The 22,429-nt window shown below is 38.4% G+C and carries 17 protein-coding genes; 4 read left to right on the top strand and 13 right to left on the bottom strand.

Going from position 1 to position 22,429, the window contains the following annotated elements; genetic code table 11:
- Positions 1-15: 15 nt before the first annotated feature.
- The 5 genes from MLOOGBEN_RS17110 to MLOOGBEN_RS17090 all read right to left on the bottom strand — a co-directional run bounded on the left by MLOOGBEN_RS17110 (position 16) and on the right by MLOOGBEN_RS17090 (position 8,488).
- Positions 16-1,305 (bottom strand): ABC transporter substrate-binding protein, encoded by a 1,290-nt coding sequence (locus MLOOGBEN_RS17110; protein ID WP_179159478.1) that lies wholly within the window; start codon positions 1,303-1,305, stop codon positions 16-18.
- A 177-nt stretch (positions 1,306-1,482) separates the two neighbouring features.
- Positions 1,483-3,240 (bottom strand): sensor histidine kinase, encoded by a 1,758-nt coding sequence (locus tag MLOOGBEN_RS17105; RefSeq protein ID WP_179159477.1) that lies wholly within the window; start codon positions 3,238-3,240, stop codon positions 1,483-1,485.
- Between the two features lie 14 nt (positions 3,241-3,254).
- The gene (locus tag MLOOGBEN_RS17100; RefSeq protein WP_179159476.1) at positions 3,255-4,772 is read right to left on the bottom strand and encodes a response regulator transcription factor; all 1,518 of its coding nucleotides are present in this window, start codon (positions 4,770-4,772) and stop codon (positions 3,255-3,257) included.
- 181 nt (positions 4,773-4,953) lie between these two features.
- Positions 4,954-6,735, bottom strand: a complete 1,782-nt coding sequence (locus MLOOGBEN_RS17095) for an ABC transporter ATP-binding protein (RefSeq protein WP_179159475.1) — start codon at positions 6,733-6,735, stop codon at positions 4,954-4,956.
- Complete coding sequence (locus MLOOGBEN_RS17090) at positions 6,722-8,488, bottom strand: ABC transporter ATP-binding protein (RefSeq protein WP_179159540.1); 1,767 nt, start codon at positions 8,486-8,488, stop codon at positions 6,722-6,724. The genes MLOOGBEN_RS17095 and MLOOGBEN_RS17090 overlap by 14 nt, the downstream gene beginning before the upstream one ends.
- 207 nt (positions 8,489-8,695) lie before the next feature.
- Between MLOOGBEN_RS17090 and MLOOGBEN_RS17085 the strand changes: the two genes are divergently transcribed.
- The gene (locus MLOOGBEN_RS17085; RefSeq protein WP_179159474.1) at positions 8,696-9,571 is read left to right on the top strand and encodes a helix-turn-helix transcriptional regulator; all 876 of its coding nucleotides are present in this window, start codon (positions 8,696-8,698) and stop codon (positions 9,569-9,571) included.
- 102 nt (positions 9,572-9,673) lie between these two features.
- Here the strand turns inward: MLOOGBEN_RS17085 and MLOOGBEN_RS17080 are convergent, their stop codons facing one another.
- The 8 genes from MLOOGBEN_RS17080 to MLOOGBEN_RS17045 form a co-directional block, all read right to left on the bottom strand.
- Positions 9,674-11,086 carry a sigma-54 interaction domain-containing protein gene (locus MLOOGBEN_RS17080; protein WP_179159473.1) on the bottom strand — a complete coding sequence of 471 codons (1,413 nt, stop codon included), beginning with the start codon at positions 11,084-11,086 and terminating at the stop codon, positions 9,674-9,676.
- A 96-nt stretch (positions 11,087-11,182) separates the two neighbouring features.
- A complete protein-coding gene (locus MLOOGBEN_RS17075; protein ID WP_179159472.1) occupies positions 11,183-11,959 on the bottom strand; it encodes a 3-hydroxybutyrate dehydrogenase in 777 nt (258 codons plus the stop codon).
- Positions 11,960-12,011: 52 nt separating this feature from the next.
- On the bottom strand, positions 12,012-13,448 hold the full coding sequence (locus tag MLOOGBEN_RS17070; RefSeq protein ID WP_179159471.1) for a GntP family permease: 1,437 nt from the start codon (positions 13,446-13,448) through the stop codon (positions 12,012-12,014).
- A 320-nt stretch (positions 13,449-13,768) separates the two neighbouring features.
- The gene (locus MLOOGBEN_RS17065) at positions 13,769-14,434 is read right to left on the bottom strand and encodes a 3-oxoacid CoA-transferase subunit B (protein ID WP_218781221.1); all 666 of its coding nucleotides are present in this window, start codon (positions 14,432-14,434) and stop codon (positions 13,769-13,771) included.
- A complete protein-coding gene (gene atoD / locus MLOOGBEN_RS17060; protein ID WP_179159470.1) occupies positions 14,434-15,093 on the bottom strand; it encodes an acetate CoA-transferase subunit alpha in 660 nt (219 codons plus the stop codon). The genes MLOOGBEN_RS17065 and atoD overlap by 1 nt, the downstream gene beginning before the upstream one ends.
- A 119-nt stretch (positions 15,094-15,212) precedes the next feature.
- On the bottom strand, positions 15,213-16,685 hold the full coding sequence (locus MLOOGBEN_RS17055; RefSeq protein WP_256989137.1) for an ATP-binding protein: 1,473 nt from the start codon (positions 16,683-16,685) through the stop codon (positions 15,213-15,215).
- A gap of 296 nt (positions 16,686-16,981) precedes the next feature.
- Positions 16,982-19,090 carry an MMPL family transporter gene (locus MLOOGBEN_RS17050; protein ID WP_179159468.1) on the bottom strand — a complete coding sequence of 703 codons (2,109 nt, stop codon included), beginning with the start codon at positions 19,088-19,090 and terminating at the stop codon, positions 16,982-16,984.
- Between the two features lie 110 nt (positions 19,091-19,200).
- Positions 19,201-19,770, bottom strand: coding sequence for a TetR/AcrR family transcriptional regulator (locus MLOOGBEN_RS17045; protein WP_179159467.1), 570 nt, complete (start codon positions 19,768-19,770; stop codon positions 19,201-19,203).
- 148 nt (positions 19,771-19,918) lie between these two features.
- Here MLOOGBEN_RS17045 and MLOOGBEN_RS17040 point away from each other — a divergent pair, with 148 nt between their 5' ends.
- Genes MLOOGBEN_RS17040 through MLOOGBEN_RS17030 form a run of 3 tightly spaced genes read left to right on the top strand, consistent with a single transcriptional unit; the run spans position 19,919 to position 22,419 of the window.
- A complete protein-coding gene (locus MLOOGBEN_RS17040; RefSeq protein WP_179159466.1) occupies positions 19,919-20,641 on the top strand; it encodes an ABC transporter ATP-binding protein in 723 nt (240 codons plus the stop codon).
- Positions 20,638-21,738 carry an ABC transporter permease gene (locus MLOOGBEN_RS17035; protein ID WP_179159465.1) on the top strand — a complete coding sequence of 367 codons (1,101 nt, stop codon included), beginning with the start codon at positions 20,638-20,640 and terminating at the stop codon, positions 21,736-21,738. The genes MLOOGBEN_RS17040 and MLOOGBEN_RS17035 overlap by 4 nt, the downstream gene beginning before the upstream one ends.
- Positions 21,739-21,771: 33 nt before the next feature.
- A complete protein-coding gene (locus MLOOGBEN_RS17030; RefSeq protein WP_179159464.1) occupies positions 21,772-22,419 on the top strand; it encodes a TetR/AcrR family transcriptional regulator in 648 nt (215 codons plus the stop codon).
- The last annotated feature ends 10 nt before the right edge of the window (positions 22,420-22,429 follow it).

Genomic DNA, 22,429 nt, shown 5'->3' with positions numbered 1-22,429 from the left:
TACACTATTATAAAATTATTTCACCTGTGTTTCAGCTTGGCCTTGAGCGTCTTCTAACGCCTTATCAAGGTCTTTACCTTTAATAAAGTTTTGTGCTTCAACAGCTAGAATGTCCTCGATTGCATATGTGTGTAAACCGAAGTTTACTTGTGGAATTTCAGCAGTCCAGTTTGCGAAATCAGCAATGATTTTCTGTCCGCCAAAGAACTCGTCTGCAGCTTGGTAGGCTTCACCTTCAGAAGCTGGCTTATACGTACCAATTGCTCCAATTTCTTTATTGATTGTTTGATAGAACTCAACATTTGATCCAAAGGTTTTTGCTAGGAAATCTGCTGCTTTTTCTTTCCCTGGTACATTCAGAACATACCATGAGCTTCCGCCTAAGTTTGAAGCGTTAACAGAATCCGCTACGCCAGGAAGTGTAGGGAAAGGTACAACCGCCCATTTACCAGATTGTGAAGCTTCTGCTTTAATGGAAGGAGTGATCCAGTTACCTGTTGGGACAGTTGCAACTTCCCCGCTATTAAAGCCAGCTAAGAATTGACTCCAGTCAGATACTGGTTTCACTAAATCCGCGTCTAAAAGCTTTTTATACGTTTCAAAAGCAACTATTAGTGCTTCATTGTCTGCCAAGTTAGGTGTTACACCATCTTCTTCTAAGTACCACGAACCAGCAGTTTGGATCATCATACGAATCAAGCCGAGGTCATTTGGGTCTTGTGTTAACATTTGTTTGCCAGTTGTTTCTTTGACCTTTTTACCAATTTCAATGTACTTGTCCCAGTCGATATTTTGTAGATCTTCAACTGTATAACCAGCTTGCTCTAAATAATCTGTTCTTACATATAATCCTGTTACACCAGTATCAAATGGAAGACCATAGTTTTTACCTTCGAAGCTTGTTGGAGCAATTTTATAATCTGCAAAGTCTTCTGCTTTAAATGATCCAGTCATTTCATGGAACATGTCAGGATATGCTTGAAGGAAACTTTGTGCTCGATAATCTTCAATTAAAACAACATTTGGAAGCCCTTTATTAGTACCTGAGCTCAAGCTTGTGTTTAGCTTTTGAATAATGTCATCTTGAGCATTTTCAATAATCTCAATCTCTACATCTTTATTTTCAGTTGCATAAGCTTCTTTTGCTAATTCCATAGCTTTAATATTAAAATTTGGATCCCATGCCCATACGGTTACTTTATTTGTATCTTTTGCCTCTCCGGAAGTATCTTTTGTTTTTGACCCCGAAGAACAGGCAGTCAATAACAGTAGGCTTACTAAAAATAGAGCAAGTACTTTCTTCATTGATATTCCCCCAAGTGATATTTTTATTTGTATTGTAAGCGCTATCTGCCTTACACTTCCTATGTTAGCACCAGCTTGGGGTTAACTGTTAGGACGATATTTTTAATATTTTGTACTATTTTCAGATAATTGGTCACGTTTACATTTTCAAATTTGTGTTTTTTTTAGATTCTTGTATTATTTTTGAATCGGCAATGTTATCCGGACCTTTGTCCCTTCTCCAAGGTTGCTTGAGATGGTGACTCCGTATTCTTCTCCATAAATTAATTGAATGCGCTCATGTACATTTCTTACACCAATGCCGGAGAAATGCTGCTGTTTACGCTTCGTGTTTGGAAGAGTGTTATCCTCTGAAACTTCCATTCCGTCACCATTATCGATAACTTCACAAATCAAGGTATCCCCATCCTGCCAGATAAGGACATTGATAAATCCTGCAGACTTACGGATAAATCCATGGAAAAAGGAGTTTTCCATAAAAGGCTGAAGAATCAGTTTCGGTATTTGAAAATCCATGCAATCAGGCGTAACAAAATAGTTTACCTTAATCCGATTACCATACCTTTTTTGATTAATTAATACATAATTCTTTAGATTATCTAGTTCCTGGTTAACCGTAATGGTTTCATTGACATTGCCAATCGTGTTCTGCAACAAAGAAATAAATGCATTAATCGTCGCTTCCGTCTCTTCTTTTCCGCCCTGCTGAACCATAAATTTAATGGATGTAAGTGTATTGTATAAAAAATGCGGGTTAATTTGCTGTTGCAGGGCAGCTAGTTCAGCGTTTCGTTGGTTTTTTTGTGAGATAACAAGCTGGTCCACATACTCATGAAGCTCATCGAGCATCGAGTTAAATGCATACCCGATTTGCCTTGTTTCATAAGTACCCGAAACGGTAACATACTTGTCAAACTCATGCTTAGAAGTACTCCCAATTTGCTTTACCAGCTTTGATAACGAGTTGGTCATTCTTCTTGATGCGAAGAACACAATAATCAGTGCAACAAAAACAATACCCATCGAAATAAGCACGATCTGCTTCTTATCGATTAGAGTGCCGAAGGCTGTTTCTTTATCGATGATATTAAACATATACATTTCAAAAGATGGAAGATACTCCATCAAGATTATTTGTTCTTTTCCCAAAAAGTTTTTAATCATGTAATCTTTTGGTTCAGAAACTATCTCATTGGCGTATTGAAGCAGCTCCTCCGACTTGTTGCCGATTAGCTCTGATTGATTGCTCGACATAATAACCCCAGATTTGTTTACTAAGAAAACATGATTACCAGGACTAGTGTAGCTTGAATAAAACTCTCTAAATTCATTTTCTTTAATAGCGAAATACATCGTACCATAGACATTTCCAGAAGTTCGTTCCATTAACGCTTTCGAAGTGACAATGTAACGTCCATCCTCCTTATCTGGACGCTCGTCGTACTGGTACATCATCCGCTTAGGTTCTTTAAGCGTATTCATGGTAATGTCACCCGTCTTCAACTCTTCATCAGTAATAGGCCAATAGGTCCGATCAGTCGCGTATATGATTCCATTTGTACCCGTGACGATGATACTTGTTTCGTAAGTATCTACACTAGATTCAATTCGGTTCATCTGCTGACCCAGCGTATAATAAGCATTCAAGCGCTGAACATTGGTCCCCTTTTCTGTAAGAATTCTCTTAATGGTGCCGCTCTGCAATAAATTGTTAGAAGCGACGACGACCGAATAGTTATAGGTTTCAAAACTGTCTTTCACCTGATCCATTACCTTCGCGTTTGTAATACTGAACTTTTCAAAAAAGAAGTCTTCTGACATCCGAATCGTTGTCCACGTTATGGTGACAGAAACAGTGATAATGATGATAACACTAATCAGAAACATGGTGATAAATAGGTTGTTATGTTTAAACCGTTCAGGAATTAATCTCATCTTGATACCATCTCTTATCTCGTGTTTTGTTTTCTTCTATATTGGCTTGGCGAAAGACCCGTTACCTTTTTAAACACTTTACAAAAATAACTGTGATCGGAATAACCAACCATTCCACTGATTTCGGAAATCGTTACCTTTCCCTCAACAAGAAGCTTTGAAGCTTCTTCAATCCGAATCCGATTTAAATATTCAATAAAACCTTCACTATTATGCGTTGAAAAATAACTTGATAAATAGGAAGGATTAAAATGAAAATGCTTCGCAACATCTGTAAGGGTTAACGGCTCCGTATAATGGTCCTTAATGAATTCCAACAGCTTTTTCATATTCTGGTTGTCAAGATGATTTTGAGAAGAAGAAATACATTGCTTTGCTTCCGTAATAAATTTGTTCAATTGATTTTTTGCCTCTGTTGCAGTTTGTGCTTCTTCAATCGACTTAAAATAGGAATACTTGGCATGATCCAATTCCTTTGCGTTGTACTCCATGTTCCCGAGGAGCACCGTAATATTAAAGACAATGTTGCCGATAAAAGACTTGTAATCGTACACATCCAACGTATAACAGTTAGATAGAGCTGATACATGTTCCTGAAGATACTTAAAAGCACCTTCAAAATTCTTCCGCTTAAATTCACCTGTAAACCAATCCAAATTGAAACTGTCACGTTGAGGCTCTGGATAAGGTAAATCCTCTTTCATTAAAAGGTTCTGCTCAGAAAAATAAAAACGATAATTCAAAAGTTTTTCAAGGCTTTCTTTGTATATAAGTGCTAACTGCGAGAGGTCGGTGAATGTTTCACTAAGAGCAAAACCATAGCCCTCCATTGACTCCCCAAGTTGCCTAACGCATTCAATCAACTTAGAAAAATCATCTCCGTTTACAAGGACGCTAGTTTGATCGAAATGAAAGGAATAATCTTCTAGCCCCAACTCATCTTCAAACTTTCCCTTTATAGGATTGGGCAGTTCTGTTTCCCCAGTTTGTAGTACAACACCCAATAAACAAAAATTACGATAAGGAAACACTTCAGAAATCTTCTCAACATCAAAATTAACTTCATATCCCGCTATCAATTTCTTAATAATTTGCCCGACGGAGAGATCCGCTGAAACTTGCTTGTCCATCATTTGAAGAGATGGAATTCGCTCAGCAGCTGCCTTCAACGCTTTCAGGAGCCCCTTCGACTCGAGTTTCGGCTTTAGAATATAATCAACTACTCCACTTTGAAAAGTTGAACGGACATAATCAAACTCTCCAAAACTACTTAAGATAATAACTTCAATTTCTGGATAGCGATCCTTGACAATTCTAGTTAATTCTTCACCATCCATAATCGGCATTACAATATCTGTGATTATGATATGAGGATGTTTCCTCTCAATCAATTCGAGTGCTTCTATACCGTTGGGCGCTTCTCCAACAATTTCGAACCCTTCCTGTTCCCAATTTAAATAATGCTTAATTCCTTGTCTAATTAATTGTTCATCATCAACAATAAGTACTCTTCCACGTTCCCCAACTGTCAATCTCGATCCCTCCAGATGGTGAAAAAATTTGTTATTCCCATTCTAATATACTTTCTCCCATTTGGGGAGGACTGAGTGTATTGACTATTGGCGGGGTGTCTTTTTCCGAGCTATTAAACGAAAGTGACCCAATAGGAAAATCCCTATTGGGTCACTTACTTTACACGCTTACTCTATTGATTCATCCCACGTCTAATGATTGATACTGTGATTGATGCAGCTTCCAATAGTAACTTTTTTGACTTATCAATTCTTTATGTGAACCTTCCTCTATGATTCTACCTTTATCAATAACAAGAATCCGGTTTGCATTTTGAATGGTAGAAAGACGATGTGCAATAATAAAGGATGTTCTCCCTGCTAGCAGTGTTTCTAGTCCTTTTTGTAAGGCAAGCTCCGTTTCTGTGTCTATGGATGATGTCGCCTCATCAAGAATTAAAATCTTGGGATCAGCTAAAAGCGCTCTTGCAAACGAAATCAGCTGTCTTTGTCCAGTAGAAAGCCTTGTTCCTCTTTCGTTTACCTCCGTTTTATAGCCCTCAGACAATCCACTAATAAATGGATGTGCCTGCACAGCTTTCGCTGCTTCCATCACTTCTTCATCTGTAGCATCAAGCCGTCCATAACGGATATTATCCATAATCGTACCTGAGAAAATAAAAGGATCCTGTAGCATGACACCCATCTGCTTTCTTAGAGAAGCAATGGTTGCCGAATGAATATCAACTCCGTCTATTTCAATTGTGCCGCTGCTTACATCATAAAAACGACTGAGCAAACTAACGATCGTTGTCTTTCCTGACCCTGTAGCCCCAACTAGAGCAATACTTTCGCCAGGATTCACATTTAGATGAATACTTTTAAGAATCTTTTCCCCTTCTTCATAGCCAAAACTAACATCTTTAAACTCCACTTTACCCTTTATCAAAGGAAGCTCTGAAGCAATCGGAAGATCTTTAACGGTCGGTTTTTCATCTATCATTTCAAATATTCTCTCTAAATATGCCGTAGCATTAATGATTGCATTATAGAAGTTCCCTATATTCGCGATCGGTGCCCAAAACATCCCTATGTACCCCACAAAAGCAACCAATGCTCCAACTGTTACTCCGTCACCAATGAGAGAGATCCCGACAACATAAATGAGTGAGGTCGTAAGTACGGAAATGTTTTCAATCGATGGCCATAGCAGGAACTGAATCCTCACAGCCCTCATCCACGAGCTTCTATAACTGTCGGATACTTCACTGAAAATCCGTTTGTTTTCTTCTTCCCTTGTAAAAGCCTGAGTCACTTTAATGCCATTAATACTTTCATGAATATAAGCATTCATGTTGGATTGTTTGTTACTTAACATTTGCCATGCCTTCCGCTGGGCATTTTTAATAAGCAGGATAACCGCCGCAAGAATTGGAAACCCAATCATCGCCATAAGGGTTAATTTTACATCGATTGCTAACATAAAACCTAGAATCACGAGAAGACTGAACAGGTCAGTAATCAAATTAATTAATCCATTCGATAGTAAATCACTTAAGGAGTTTACGTAGTTTACCACCCTCACCAAAATCTTCCCATGCGGTCTGCTGTCATAGAAGGTAAAGGATAGCTTTTGTAAATGAGTAAACAAGTCCTTCCTTATCTGGACGATGACACTTTGCCCAATCTGGGACATCATTCTAATTTTATATTTCATACATATCCCAGTAATGATTATGGCAATTAAGTAAATACCTGCAAGAACCATTAAGCCGCCTATATCCTTGCCTGGAATTTCCTCGTCGATGGCTTTACTAATTAAATATGGTCCAATTAGATTCGCTCCACTGGCAATCAACATGATAAAAACAGTAAATAGGATCTTTTTTTTGTACGGCTTTAAATAAACCATCAACCGCTTAAGCTGTGTAAAACTAAATGGAGATTCCAACTCTTCATCCACATCAAATTTATTGCGAGCCATTGAGATAATTCACCTCCTCAACATGCACACCATCAAAGTTTCCAACTTGATTTTTAAACACTTTATAGTAACTTCCTTGTTTCGCAAGCAATTCTTTATGATTCCCTCTTTCAATGATTGTGCCATTTTCCATTACAAGAATTAAATCTGCATCTTTTACAGAAGAAATACGATGAGCAATAATAAAACAGGTTTTTTCCATTAGAAATGACTTTAATGTTCTTTGGATACGCAGCTCTGTTTCCATATCCAACGCTGATGTTGTATCGTCCAATATCAAGATGGATGGATTTTTTAATATCGCCCGCGCTAAAGCAATCCGCTGCCGCTGTCCTCCGGAAAGCCCTACTCCCCGTTCTCCAATAATGGTATCGTACCCCTCTGGCAGCTTAGAAATAAAATCATCTGCTTCTGCCATTTTGGCCGCAACTTGAACGGCATGGAAGGAAGCATTTGGGTTTCCATAAGCTATATTTCCTTCAATCGTATCTGAAAAAAGAAATATATCCTGCATAACGGTAGCCATACTATTTCTCAATTTATGAATATCCCAGTCTTTAACATTAAGCCCATCCAATCTTACTTCCCCTTTGACAGCGTCATAAAACCGGCTTAGGAGATTGACTAATGTTGATTTACCTGCCCCTGTAGGTCCAATAATGCCCACCGTTTGTCCCTGCCTAATCTTGAAGCTTATATCATTCAACACTTGTTCGTCCCCGTAACTAAAGGAAACTTGGTCAAATTCCACAACACCTTTGAAATGTTTAACATTGTACCTTTTTGATTCATTCTTTATTTCTGGTTGTGTATTTAATAATTCTTCTACCTTTTCAGCCGAGGCCACAAACCTTTGGACATCATTAAGTAACCACCCAGCCATTCGCATTGGATTATTTAATGCCCATATTAATGAATTAAACGTGACTAACTCACCCATAGTCAGAGAATTATTAATGACCATGTATCCTCCAACTACGATCATTACCACTGTTAATACTCCTGCAAGGGAATCGAGAATAGGCAAATACTTTTCCCAGACTCTTGAGGAGTCAAGATTCTTCTCCTTGAAGGCTTCATTTTCTTTTGAAAACTTTTCAATTTCGTACCCTTCCTTCGCAAAGGCCTTTACGACTCGATTGCCGCTAATATTCTCCTGCACAACTGAATTTAACCTAGCAAACTGTCCCCTAATGGCTGAAAAAGTTGGTTTGACAGTAAAAGATAAACGCATCGCAAAGAATCCGATAATCGGTGTAACCGCAAGCATGGCTAAAGCTAACGGCGGATGGATATAGAACATAAACCCAATGGCAAATAGCAGGATCGTAATATTCTCAAATATCATATAAATGGTCCACGCAGTAAAATGCCTGACAGCCTCCATATCCCCCGTCATTCGAGCCATGATATCTCCTGTTCTTGTCTGATCGAAAAACCTAAAATCTAAAAGGTTAATCCGCTCATATAATTTTTCTCGTATGGTGAAGATAACACTTTGGGAAACTCGCTCGAACATTAACTGATAATTATAGCGAACGACTGTCTTAATAATTGTTATACCAATCATTGAACTTAAAAAAATCCATAACAGCTCATTCTCTTGGCCATAAATAACCTTATCAACTATTTTCCCAGCGAAATAGGGGTTAAGCATATTTAATACAGAAACCACTAACGCTAGAAAAAGACCGCAAAATAGCCTTATTTTAAAATTCCTAATATACCCCCATACCCAGCGCATGCTTTGCATCATCCACTTCATCCCTCCCCGATGCTTAAACATAAATACATATTATTATCGTAACTCCCTTTATATGTATTTATATTTAACTTTCATTCTTAAACCCTAGTAACAAAAATAAAACATTTATGAACCTATTATATGGTTATAATGAAAGAATAAAATGCAAAATCATAACAATAATTTGCACAATCCTAACATTGAAGGAGTTGGAAAATGCTTCAATTATTTGCCCCTCCCCTGCCGACTTTGCTTGCTGCTGGTCAAATTACATTTGATATTGGACAATCACATATAAATCGTAAGAATATCGGTGTTTTTGATTTGTTAGTTGTCACAGAAGGACAATTGCATATGGGTGAAGATAACCATCAATTCCAGGTTAAGAGAGGGGAGACGCTCATCCTTTACCCCGATCGGCACCATTTTTCTATATCACCGTGCGACCAAATTACTCACTTTTTTTGGATTCATTTCACCGCTTCCAAAGGCTGGCAGGACCTAACGATATCTAAACCCTTCCAAAACGATGAGAATGCAACTGGAGAGTCGAGAAATCCTTTTGTTGAAAGTCCTTTTGGAATTACACTGCCACAGTATTGTAAATTATCTAATCTAGAAACAGTCGAACACCTGTGCACACAAATTATTTCTTCTGACCATGAGTCAATCTATACGGGGGAATGGCAGCGTCAAATTCTCTTTCAACAATTACTTCAGGAGCTTTCAACGCATATGAAACTAGCAAACTCTATGCCTGCATTTGCAGTAGCGGAAAAAGCTGCTGTCTATTTGAGGAAAAACTATGCCCAAAAGGTCACTTACGAGGATCTTGGCCATGCCCTCAGGTTCCATCCTAATCATATTGCAAGATGCATGATCCAGGCCTTTGGCTGCACGCCGATTGAATATATTAATAAAATACGTATAGACCAAGCAAAGATTCTGCTGCTTTCAACAGATTGGAGTACAGATAGAATTTCAGAGGTTTGCGGCTTCACCCAGTCGGCATATTTTAGCAGAGTCTTTAAAAAACTAGAAAAACTAACACCCAGTCAATTTCGAAAACAATATGTTGGGAACATTCAGTAAAGAAACCAACTATCTGAAATATCATTAGATCCTTCCTAAATTAGGAAAAAGCCTTAATTCCACAAAGAAGGGCATCCTCCGTATAGGAAGATACCCTTCTCTTTAATGAATAGAATAAATTTTACATTTCTCATAGAATTTAGTTTTCCCTACTTCAAGTAACCTGGCCGCTTCTAGTTTATTACCATTTGCAATGGAAAGAGCATTTAAAATTGCCTGCTTTTCCACTTGTGCAAGTGTATCCTTTAATGACTGAACAGGCATGTCTGCAACGTTTACTGATTCGTTCACGTTTGATATTTTAGGAACACTTACTTCTTCATAATCTCGTAAATATAATGGCAGGTGCGCAATTTCTATTGTGTCCCCGTCTAACACATTGATAGACCTTTCTAGAACATTCTCGAGTTCTCGAATATTCCCTTGCCACTTATGCTGATTGAGTCTCTCTACTACTTCAGCAGAAAGCTTGATTCCTTTCCGATAGAATTTTCTTTCTAGCTTTTCTAGTAGATTAATGGATAGTAACGCGATATCGCCTTTACGCTCTCTTAGTGGGGGAATTTCAATTTTGATCACATTTAACCGGTAATATAAATCTTGACGGAATGTTCCTTCCTCTACCATTTTCTCTAAATTTCGATGTGTAGCGGCAATGATGCGAACATCTACAGGTATTGACTTTTGACCGCCGACAGGAAAGATCTCCCGCTCCTGCAATACTCTTAAAAGCTTACTTTGCATGGAAAGCGGCATATCACCGATTTCATCAAGAAAAATAGTTCCAAGATTAGCAATCTGAAATTGCCCTTTCTTTCCGCCCTTTTTGGCGCCGGTAAAAGCACCATCATCATATCCAAATAATTCAGATTCAAGTAAATGTTCTGGAATGGAGGCACAGTTTATTGGAACATAAGGAAAAGATACACGCGTGCTGTTATTGTGAATGGCAGAAGCAAACAATTCCTTACCCGTACCTGATTCTCCTAGTAGTAAGACAGCAGATTGGCTGTTAGAAACTCTTTCTGCTAATTTTTTGACGGCAGTAAAAGAAGGACTATTGCCTATTAAGTGCCTAAAGTAATATTTGCTTTTAACCTTTTTTTCAGCTTTTGTTTTATAATAGTTCACTTCTTCAACGAGATGCTGAATTTTATTCTTGTATACTAACCAATCTTCGGGATTACGAAACATAACCGTTCCAACAGCACCTACTAATTCACCGTCAATAATTAGAGGATAACGGTTTGCAATCATATCACTGCCGTTGATAGGCTGAAGGGCGGCCAGCTCTTTTTGTCCGGTTTTGGCGACGATATGCATCCTTGAGTTCTCAATTACATCTTGAACAGGCTTTCCTACAGCTTTTTCAACCGTGGTGCCTAGAAATTCACAATAAGCTGCATTGATATAAAGAATAACGCCCTCTCGATCAACCACAACAATCCGTTCACCTGCAAGATTAATAATTTCTTCAATCCAATGATATGGGATTTTTTCCGTTCCTAGTTTCATAGCTATTCACCCTAGTAGATTTGTTTAAGTTAATTATAACAAGAGTTTTCCATTAAAAGAATCCTGTTCGGGAATACCGAGCAGGATTTCTTTTGGTTATTGGACTGTATAACCGCCATCTAAAATAACGGCTTGACCGGTAACTCCTCGTGCTTTATCACTCGCCAAGAACGCAGCATAATCAGCAATTTCGGATACGGCTAACAGCCTTTTTTGAGGTACCAGTGTAAGGAGTACGTCATCGATTACACGTTCAAGACTGACATTTCTTGTGCTGGCCAAGTCTTTAAGCTGGTTTCTAACTAATGGTGTATCCACATAACCTGGGCATAGTGCATTAACCGTGATTCCATGCTCTGCTCCCTCTAACGCAGCAACCTTTGTTAAACCAATCACTCCGTGCTTCGCGCTATTATAGGCAGCCTTCCCCGCAAAACCAATCACACCGTTAATCGATGCCATATTGATGACTCTTCCAAATCCCTGTTCTTTCATGATCGGGAATACATGTTTAATCCCAATAAACGGAGCTGTCAGCATTACTTTTACTAGGAACTCAAACTTTTCGGTTGGGAATTCTTCGATGGGAGAAACATACTGAAGTCCAGCATTATTTACTAAAATATCGATTCTTCCAAACCTGCTATGTGCAGAACCTAAAGCATTCTTGAATGCTTCCTCATCCGTTACATCACAAGGAGCAGAAAATGCTTCATATCCTTGTCCTTGCAGTTCTTCTGCAACCATGTCACTCTTTTCTTTATTTAGATCAGAAATGACCACTTTTGCTCCCTCTTGTGCAAAAGTTTTAGCGATTTCTAAACCTATTCCACTTGCAGATCCAGTAATAAACGCTACTTTTCCTATTAACATACCGACCCCTCCTAAAATATCTAATTACAAATCTATGTAAGGTTCCTTGATTTTATACAAGTCCCAAGAAAGTATAGACAGCAATAATGAAGAATACAGCGATTGTTTTAATGATCGTAATCGCAAAAATGTCACGATAAGATTGCTTATGCGTCAAGCCTGTTACCGCTAAAAGGGTAATAACCGCACCATTGTGTGGAAGTGTATCCATACCGCCTGATGCCATCGCAACGACTCGGTGCATAACTTCAGGCGGAATATTCGCTGCTGTAATCGCCTTATTGTATTGATCAGCCATAGCTCCTAACGCAATTCCCATACCACCTGATGCCGAACCTGTAACACCTGCAAGAGTACTAGTTGTAACCGCACCATTTACAAGCGGATTTGTGAATGTAGTAGAAATGCCATCACTAATTTTTGCGAAGCCGGGAAGTGCAGCAATAACACCGCCAAAACCATATTCAGCACCAGTATTCATCGTTGCTAGTAATGAACCGCTAATACTTTGGTTGATTCCCTCTTTAAATTTATTAGATACTCGTTTCCAATCATATAAAAGAGAAGAAATAATACCGACAACTAATGCCATTTCAATAGCCCAGATTGCTTGATTCGCTGTTACGTCGATTATGTATGGTAAACCGATCGCTTTAAAATCAAATCCATTTGGGTACCAATTTGGGATAAACGTAATAAAAAGTTTATTGGTAACACCAACAAGAATAAGCGGAACAAACGCTAAAATTTGCCTTAAAACCGATTGATTTGAAGTCAAATTAGGTGTTGGTTCTTCTTTTTCTTCAATTAAGTCTTTAGCTAAGGCAGCAGCATTCTCAGCACCGAAGCCATAATAGCCTTCTCCAGCGCTTTCTGCCTTTTTCCTTCTCATTTCCAGGTATAATAAGCCAATCGTTAAGACAAAAATGGCGCCTATGATCCCAAGGATTGGTGCTGCATAAATGTCTGTTTTAAAGAAAGCAATTGGAATAACGTTTTGAATTTGCGGCGTTCCTGGTAAGGCATCCATCGTGAATGTGAAAGCACCAAGTGCAATTGTACCCGGAATAAGTCGTTTAGGAATATTTGCTTCTCTAAACATTTGAGCAGCAAACGGATAGATAGCGAATACGGCTACGAATAAGCTAACGCCGCTATAGGTTAAGATTGCCCCTAGTAAAACAATCGTTAACATGGCGCGTTTTGCACCTAATATACGTACGATGGTCTTCGCAATGGATTCCGCAATCCCTGACATTTCAACGACCTTCCCGAAGATTGCTCCTAGTAAGAAGACTGGGAAGTAGGATTTAATGAATCCAACCATTTTCTCCATAAATACCCCAGAGAAGAATGGTAAAACCTGACTTGGATCAATAAATAAAACAGCTAAAATGGCACATAATGGTGCAAATAATATTACTGAAAAACCACGGTAGGCGGCGAACATAAGCAGTCCGAGCGCCAGAAGAATAACAATTAAATCCATTTCAATCCCCCTATATTTTTATTTTGCAAGCTTCAAACAAAATACCCCTTAGTAAGCGTTTCCATTCAATGCCTACATTAAAATTAATGCAAGTTCTATGCCAAATGTACGTGATTTTTCTAAATAATAGTAATATTCTCTATTATTATACTAATTAAACATCACTATCTATTAGATTACTTTTATATAATTAGGAAACATTCCTGGATGGTTTTTCCGGAAATACGGAATATCGATGCTTGTTAGTTCCGCCATTCCGGAATTTTTCCGCATTTTCGGAATCTACTGTTCCACCATTAACATCCTAACACTTAATAGACTTAGGAAACTAAGTCTACTGATACGCTCGGTCCAATTATAAATGAAGCCTCTGTTTTTTTCTTTACTGTTTCAAGGTTTACTCCCTCTTGAAGTTCCTCTAAAACAAGTCCTTCTTCCGTCACACGAAAGACAGCTAGCTCTGTCACAATCAAATCTATGACACCTTTTCCTGTCAGCGGTAATCTGCATTCTTCTAGGATTTTAGAGGAGCCATTCTTCGCTGTATGCTCCATAGCGACAATGACTTTCTTTGCACCTGTCACCAAATCCATCGCACCACCCATTCCAGGAACCATTTTTCCGGGAACCATCCAGTTCGCAAGGTTTCCCTTCACGTCTGCTTCAAGCCCTCCAAGGACGGTTACATCTACATGTCCGCCGCGGATTAATTCAAATGAGAATACGCTGTCAAAAAATGCACCGCCTGGAAGAATTCCTGAAGGCTGTCCGCCTGCATTGACCAAATCTGGATCAATATCTCCGTCTAGAGGACCAAGTCCGACATAACCATTTTCTGATTGAAGAATGACATTTACGCTGTCTGGGAGGTAATTCGGCACCATCGTTGGTAAGCCGATTCCAAGGTTTACTACATCTCCGTCTTTCAGTTCCTTTGCCACTCGAGCAGCGATAATTTGTTTTGGATTCACTAATGTTTGCAACATTATTTACTTCCTCCCTGGACATAAATTTTATCTATGAGGATTCCTGGAGTCATTACCTCATCGGGATCAATTTCGCCAACTTCAACCAACTTTTCTACTTGTACAATTACATGATCAGCCGCCAATGCCATGAATGGATTAAAGTTGCGAGCTGAGCGATGATAAACCAAATTTCCCGATTTGTCGGCTTTATATGCTTTAAGAAGGGCCACTTCAGCCCGAAGAGGTTTTTCTAGGAGATATTCACGTCCATCAACAGTCAGCTTTTCTTTGCCTTCCTCGACAACGGTTCCCACACCTGTTGGAGTTAAAATCCCACCCAGGCCAGCTCCTCCTGCACGAACGCGTTCTGCAAGTGTTCCTTGGGGAACTAATTCTACTTCCATTTCACCGGCAATCATTTGCCTGCCCGTTTCTGGGTTGGTCCCGATATGTGAAGCAATAACCTTCTTAACTCTATGGTTTACAATTAAAGGTCCCACACCGCTGTCTATGAAAGCGGTGTCATTTGCAATCAATGTAATATCTTTAACGTTTGCTTCAAGCAAGGCGGATACAAGATCCTCTGGTGTACCAACCCCCATAAAGCCACCTGCCATAATACTCATGCCATCTTTAAAAAACGAAGTAACTTCATCCAAGGAAATAATTTTATTCACGTAACAGCACCTCCTGAAAAATAGGTGAGTTTATTGCTCACACATTATTAATTTGCAAGATTCGTGCCAAGTATATAAAAATAGAGGGTACTCTCCATGCAGGAAAGTGCCCTCTATTTTTAACTTACTAAAGGTAATTTTATTTCTACCAAGGTACCTTGTTGTGCTTTACTTTGATAGGTAATACTTCCATGGTGCTGTTTAATAATTTTATTACAAATCATTAAACCAAGTCCGGTTCCTTTTTCTTTTAAACTATAAAAAGGTTCACCTAAACGGGGCAGAAGCTCTTCCGGTATCCCACAGCCTTCATCCTGAACCGTAAGGACACATACACCCCCTTCGCCTTTCTGGAGATGAATGTGAATGTTTCCTCCTTCAGGCATTGCCTCTATTGCATTCTTTAGAACATTAAGGAATACCTGCTTTAACTGATTTTTCTCTCCAGTAATAAAAAATGGAGACTCCTCGACACACAGTTTGAACTGAATATTTTCCAAATGTGCTTGCGGTGAAAGAAGTTCAAGGGTATTCTCTACAAGATCTCTTAAATTCGTCCGATGCAGCTGAACAGCCTGTGGTTTTCCAAGGGTAAGCATTTCACTTGTTATCGTTTCAATACGTCCAAGTTCACTTAAGAGCAAGTCATTTATTTCACTGGCACCATTTTCCCATTTATTAAGCTGAATAAATCCCTTAATGGTGGTAAGGGGATTACGAATTTCATGCGCAACTCCGGCAGCTAACTCACCGACAATCGATAGTTTCTCAGATTGCAAGAGAATTTCTTCTGCCTTTTTACGCTCAGAAATATCTCGGCTGATGATAACAATATGCTCAATATCATCATAATCCCCCTTTACTGGCACACATCGAGACTCAAATTCAATCCAATGTCCATTATTGTGGTGGAGACGAAATTCAATTAATTTCGATTCTTTGCATTCAAACATCCTGTCTAACGTACCTTTAAAAAATTCAACATCATCAGGATGGATAAACCTGCATAATTTTACATCTTCCAGTTCACAGCAGTTATATCCTAAAACAACTTCATGCGAAGGAGAAAAGTAAGTAAGGGAATGTTCTTTATCCATCACCATAATAAGGTCTGATGTATTTTCTGCGATTAGCCTGTATTTGGATTCACTCGCTTCTACCAACCTATACATGTCGGACAATCTATTGTTAAGTCTATGCAGCTTAACATACGATTCTATCAATAAGAAGCCTAAAATAACTCCTAATATCACAAACAGAATATATTGGAAATGAAAAAATGGTTTATCTCTAAATACATTGAAAATTAATGGTACTGTAATAACATAAATGAGGATATAAGCACTAGATAAAATGATAGATTTCATTAATGGTGTAAATCTTTTAACATAATAATAGATGATGGAAAACCCAATCATTAAAGCAGCCCAGCCGCTAATAGCCGTGTCCCAGTGACCGCTTGAGAACAATCTTGCAATTAGCCCAAATGATCCGGTAATAATTCCGGCAATCGGCCCCATGAAGGCAAAAATCAGAATAACTGGTGCATATCGTATATCATAAGAATAGCCCTGCTCATGAATTGATAGCATGATGAGAATGACTGAAACAATACCTCCGTAGACACCTATCCAAAGACGAGCATGTTTAATGGGCCTATAATTAAAAAACGAGCGGACAACTAGAGGTGTACTAACCAATAGTGAAAAAATTGAGAGATTTACAATATAATCTAATAAAAACAATGAACTCCCACCCAAAAAATCATACTTTTCTTTCTATATAATAAACCAGAATATTGTCTATTACCATAAGTAAAATCTTTATTTATTTGGGAGTTATAACCAAAAAAGAGGTACCAAGGATAGGGCTCCTTGGTACTCCGTTTTTATTGAAGATCCTTCGCTGCAGCTGGATTATCTTTTTCAAAGAATATGATTAAGGCTGGTAATAAGATTCCTCGAATTAGGAACGTATCTAATAAAATACCGACTGCAACGATAAAACCAAATACGAACAATAATTGGATAGGCTGGGTCATCAATACAGCAAAGGTAGCTGCAAGTATAATTCCTGCTGAAGAAATAACACCGCCAGTAGTTGATACAGCAATTTCAACTGCCTTTTTAACAGAATGCTTTTTTCTTTCTTCCATAAATCTTGAAATTAAAATGATATTGTAATCAATCCCAAGTGCCACTAAAAAGACAAACGAGTATAGCGGAACACGATTACTGATGGTGTCGATATCAAAAAACAAACTGCTTAAGAACATTCCTAAACCAACGGCAGCTAAGAATGAAATTAATATCGTTCCCATCATATAGATTGGCATTTTAAATGATTTAGTTAACACAATTAGCATGGCGAAGATTAACAGTGATTCTAGTAAAACAATCACGATTAGATCCCTATCGTTTGTTGCACGATCATCTACTTTCTTAGCTGTTTCTCCTGCAAAATGAAGTTCACCTTCAAGATTATTTTCTGCTAACAGCTTATCAGCATTGTCTCTCATCTTTTTCAACGCATCCATGGTTTCTACCGCATAAGGACTTTCCTTAAACGTGAGACTATATTGGACTACCTTTTGATCTGCTGTAACACCATTCGGCCGGACGTTACTGACTAGCTCTTGATCTGCAAGAGTTTCAAGCAATGCACCTTGCTGTTCAGGCGTTATCTCTTCTTTCGCTTCAAACAATACAGTAGTTGCAGCTAGATCACCTTTTTCAAACTTTTCTTCTAATATTTCATAGCCCTGTCTTGAAGGCATATCCTTCGGAAAAGACTTCATCGTATCGAATTCATACTTTAAATTAAACATGTTAAGGGCAGAAGCTAGAAGGATGATACCGATAACGGAAGCGGATAGTACTGGTTTTTTTACGACAAATTTGCCAATCCTGCTCCATATTGAACTAGATTTAACACTTTCCTCACCCACTCTTGGAATCTTAGGCCAGAAGGATTTTCTTCCAAACAACGTAAACAAGGCAGGTACAAGGGTAATTGAGGCTAGCATAATCACAAGCATTGCTGCTGCGAAAACAGGTGCAAAATTACGATAATCCCCAAATTTAGCGAAGAACAGGACCAGCATTGCCGCTAAAACGGTTCCTCCTGAGAAGAAAACTGGCGTCCCTGTTTCTCTCATCGCATGTTTCATCGCATCGAATTTGCTTTCGAATTTTTTCAATTCCTCACGGTAACGTGAGAAGACGAATAATGAATAATCTATGACCGCTGCAAACAAAAGGATGGTCATAATTGAAAATGTTTGACTACTAATCAGCAATCCTGCCTTCCCCATCAACCCTAGTATCTGATTCACTACCTGGTAAACAAATGCTGCTGCAAACAGCGGTATCAAAGCTAATAATGGAGAACGGTAAATCACAATCAATAAGATTAAGATTAATCCTACAGTTGAAAATAACAAAACTAAATCAGCACGGGAAAAGAGATTGAGGGAATCCACCGCAATGCCTGCAGGACCGGTTGAATATAATGTTAATTCTGTATTATTCTTAACAATTTCTTCAATTTGCTCAAGCGCCGTCCTTATTTCCTTTGACTCTAAAGAAGATTCGAACGTTATCGGAAGAATCAGCGTACTTTGATCTTTTGAGAAGAAATTTGCAGTCGCCTGAGGCTGCATACCAGTTAACGGAACATACTCCTTTATTCCTTCTACTTGGTCAATATTTTCAAATAGCGGGTTCAAATCGGCTAACTCCACTTTATTGTCGTCCGATTGAAAAACTAATATCGCTGGTATTCCTTCATTATTTTTAAAATAGGTGTCTACTTTATTTTGGGCGATAATAGATTTTGCATCTGCTGGAATACTGTCAATACTCGATACCTCGTATTCCTTCGCACTTGGGGCAAGGACTGAAAGCAGTATGGTTACTAAAAGCCAGATTCCAAGTGTTATCCACATTCCCCTTTTTGAGGTAACACGATCGGTTACCGATTGTAAGAATGAATTCATACTTTTGAGCTCCTTCATCGTAGCATAGTGACACCAATGTAACTTTAAATAAAAAATAATTGACACAATGACAACTTCATTATCTTTCAAAGTGACACTTGTGTCAATTATCAGTTATTGAACATTCCCTGACGAATGATTTCTTTTATTGATTTTAGCCATTCTTGATGGGGAATTCCAAAATGATTGGGAATGGCAACACTCTGAAGGATAAATCCTATAAAAAGACTATCCGGAATATGGGATTTCAGTTTCCCCTCTTCCTTGCCATTAAGGATAAAACTATTTAAATACCTGTACATTTCTAAAGGAAGCTTTATCAGCTTTTCTTTGTTTATGTTTGATTGTTCTAATTTTGCTATTACATGCAATGCTGCTTTAATTAGATGATGTATTTCTGTTTTTGTAAAAATAAAATCCATTAGAAAGTCGAATTGCTTTTCAAACCCGCTGAGTTTTTCTATTTCTTTTAGTTCATGAAGATATTGTTCCATTTCGTAAATCATAAAATCAGTAATTAGTTCTTCTTTATTTTCGTAGTATTTATATAATGCTGCTCTAGATACTTCCATTCGATCCGCTAACAGGCTGAAGGTGAAACCGTCATATCCATGCTCTAGAAGCAGCCGTTTTGCTTCATGAAATAAATCCACTGTATTGAATTTACGTTCCCGTGCCATCTTATCACCCCCGAATACTATGTGAAGATAGTATAACATATTGACGAAAAACTTTTAGAAATGTACTTTGTGATTTCTATTGACCAGATTAGATGATTTGATATAATCAGAGTGAGTAATCACTCATTTTAGAGAGGGTTGATTAAGAATGGCATCAACGGTAGTTATAAATGAAGTGAGCAAAAGCTTTGGAAAAAAGTTAGTCCTCCATCAGATCAACTTAACGGTGGAACCAGGAGAAATTTTTGGATTAATCGGTCCTTCAGGTTCAGGCAAAACAACCTTGGTAAAGATTATCGTGGGCATGGATTCGCCGAGCCAAGGTGATGTCCAAGTATTGAATACTGCTGTTCCTAATTTGAAGCTTTTACAGAGAATCGGCTATATGGCCCAAGCGGATGCCTTATACTCCGATTTAACAGGTGAGGAAAATCTTGCATTCTTTGCCTCCCTTTTTAAACTTAAAAAGGATGCCCAAAAAGAACGGATTGCTTATGCAGCTGATTTAGTGAATCTTAGAGCTGATTTGAAAAAGAAGGTCGAAAACTATTCTGGAGGTATGAAGCGACGGTTATCTCTGGCAGTTGCCTTGATACAGGACCCAGAAATCCTTATTTTGGATGAGCCGACGGTTGGAATAGACCCCGAGTTAAGACTGTCGATTTGGGCTGAGTTATATCGCTTAAAAAACGAAGGAAAAACCATTTTGGTGACTACCCATGTAATGGATGAAGCAGAGAAATGTGACCGGCTGGCTATGGTACGAGATGGTGAAATCATCACAAGCGGTTCTCCTGCAGAATTGAAAGAACAGTATGGGATTACAAGTTTAGAAGAGGTATTTTTGCAGGCTGGGGGTAAACAGCTATGAGTATAATAGCTTTGATTAAAAGGATATTCCACCAAATGTTACGTGATAAACGGGCATTAGCCTTAATGATGGTGGCGCCATTATTGGTTCTTACCCTCCTTGATTATCTCCTTGCCGGGAATACTGTCAATCCCAGACTTGGTGTGATCAATACCGATGACAAGCTAGTCGAGAGATTAAAAGATACGGACATCACAGTCCTGCTGGTAGAAGAAAATACAGAAGACCTCTTATTCGATAAAGACTTAGATGGAATCCTTGAAATTGCTGGAGAAGAAATTTCGTTGACCCTTACAAATGACCAGCCTACTGCAGCAAAAGCATTACAAGTCAAAGTTCAACAAGCCATTTCAGCTGAAAAGACTAAAGAACAAGCCACAAATTTAACCACCTTTATGGAAAGTATTAAGAGTCAGCTTCCAGGAGTTCCAGTTAAGATGGAGCAGGTAAAAGCCCCTGAAATAAATACTTCTTATATATACGGAAATAAAGATACAATCTTTTTTGATCAGTTAAGCCCGATCCTAGTTGGATTCTTTGTCTTTTTCTTCGTGTTCTTAATTTCAGGGATTGCTTTGCTGCGGGAACGGACCACAGGTACACTTGAACGATTACTTGCAACACCTATTCTTAGAAGAGATATTGTTTTTGGATATCTATCAGGATACGGTTTATTCGCGGTGGTGCAAACGATTATTGTTGTTACCTATGCCGTAAAAGTATTAGATATAACGCTTGTAGGTTCGTTCTGGAATGTAGTGATCATTAATTTAACTCTAGCTTTAGTGGCGTTGTCACTCGGTATACTTCTATCTGCATTCGCGAACTCAGAGTTTCAGATGATGCAATTTATTCCGATTGCGATCATTCCACAGGTCTTTTTTGCAGGTATCTTCCCTTTTGAGTCTATGGCAGGCTGGATGCAGGTTCTTGCTAAATGTATGCCGATGTATTATGGCGGCAGTGCCTTAGTGGACGTCATGTATAAAGGGTTAGGATTACGTGCAATCACGGACGAACTTTTGGTGCTATTGGGCTTCGCCCTTGTCTTCCTTGTTTTAAATGTAGTAGCATTGAAGAAATATAGGAAGATATAATTTTTGATTTTGGTATTAAAAAAGGAGTTAACAATGACTGAAGAAGAATTAATGCTCCAACAGTTATTTGATGAAGATAAATTAACGGATAAGCAAAAGAAAATCATTGTCGCCGCTATTGAAACCTTTTCTGAAAAAGGATATGCTGCTTCCTCGACGAGTGAGATTGCCAAAAAGGCGGGTGTAGCCGAAGGAACCATCTTTCGGCATTATAAAACCAAAAAGGAATTGTTGGTTTCCATTGTTGCCCCCTTGATGACAAAATTCATTGCCCCTTTAGTGGTAAAGGACTTTAATAAAGTGCTTGAACGGGAATTTGAAACAGTCGAGGATTTTTTGAGAGCAACCATTGAAAATAGAAGAGATCTCCTTATCCGAATGCTCCCAGTCGTGAAAATCATGTTGCAAGAAATTCCTTTTCAACCGGAATTGCGTGAACAATTTTTTCATCTCGTTGTAGAAAATATATTCGTCCGGGTTGAAAAAGTAATCGTCGGCTATCAAGAAAAAGGGCAGCTCATTGATATGCCTCCAGAAAGTATAGCGAGGTTAACGATCACCAATATTCTCGGCTTCTTGTTTTCCCGTTATATCCTATTTCCTCATTTGGACTGGGATGATGAGCTTGAAATTGAACGGACCATCCAATTTATCATGCATGGTCTTGGAAAAAAGGAATAGCTTTTTAAGA

This window comes from Bacillus sp. EB106-08-02-XG196 (assembly GCF_013396335.1).
GTDB lineage: Bacteria > Bacillota > Bacilli > Bacillales > Cytobacillaceae > Neobacillus.
Note: the sequence above shows the minus strand (reverse complement) of the source record. Positions and strands in the feature narration are given on the sequence as shown.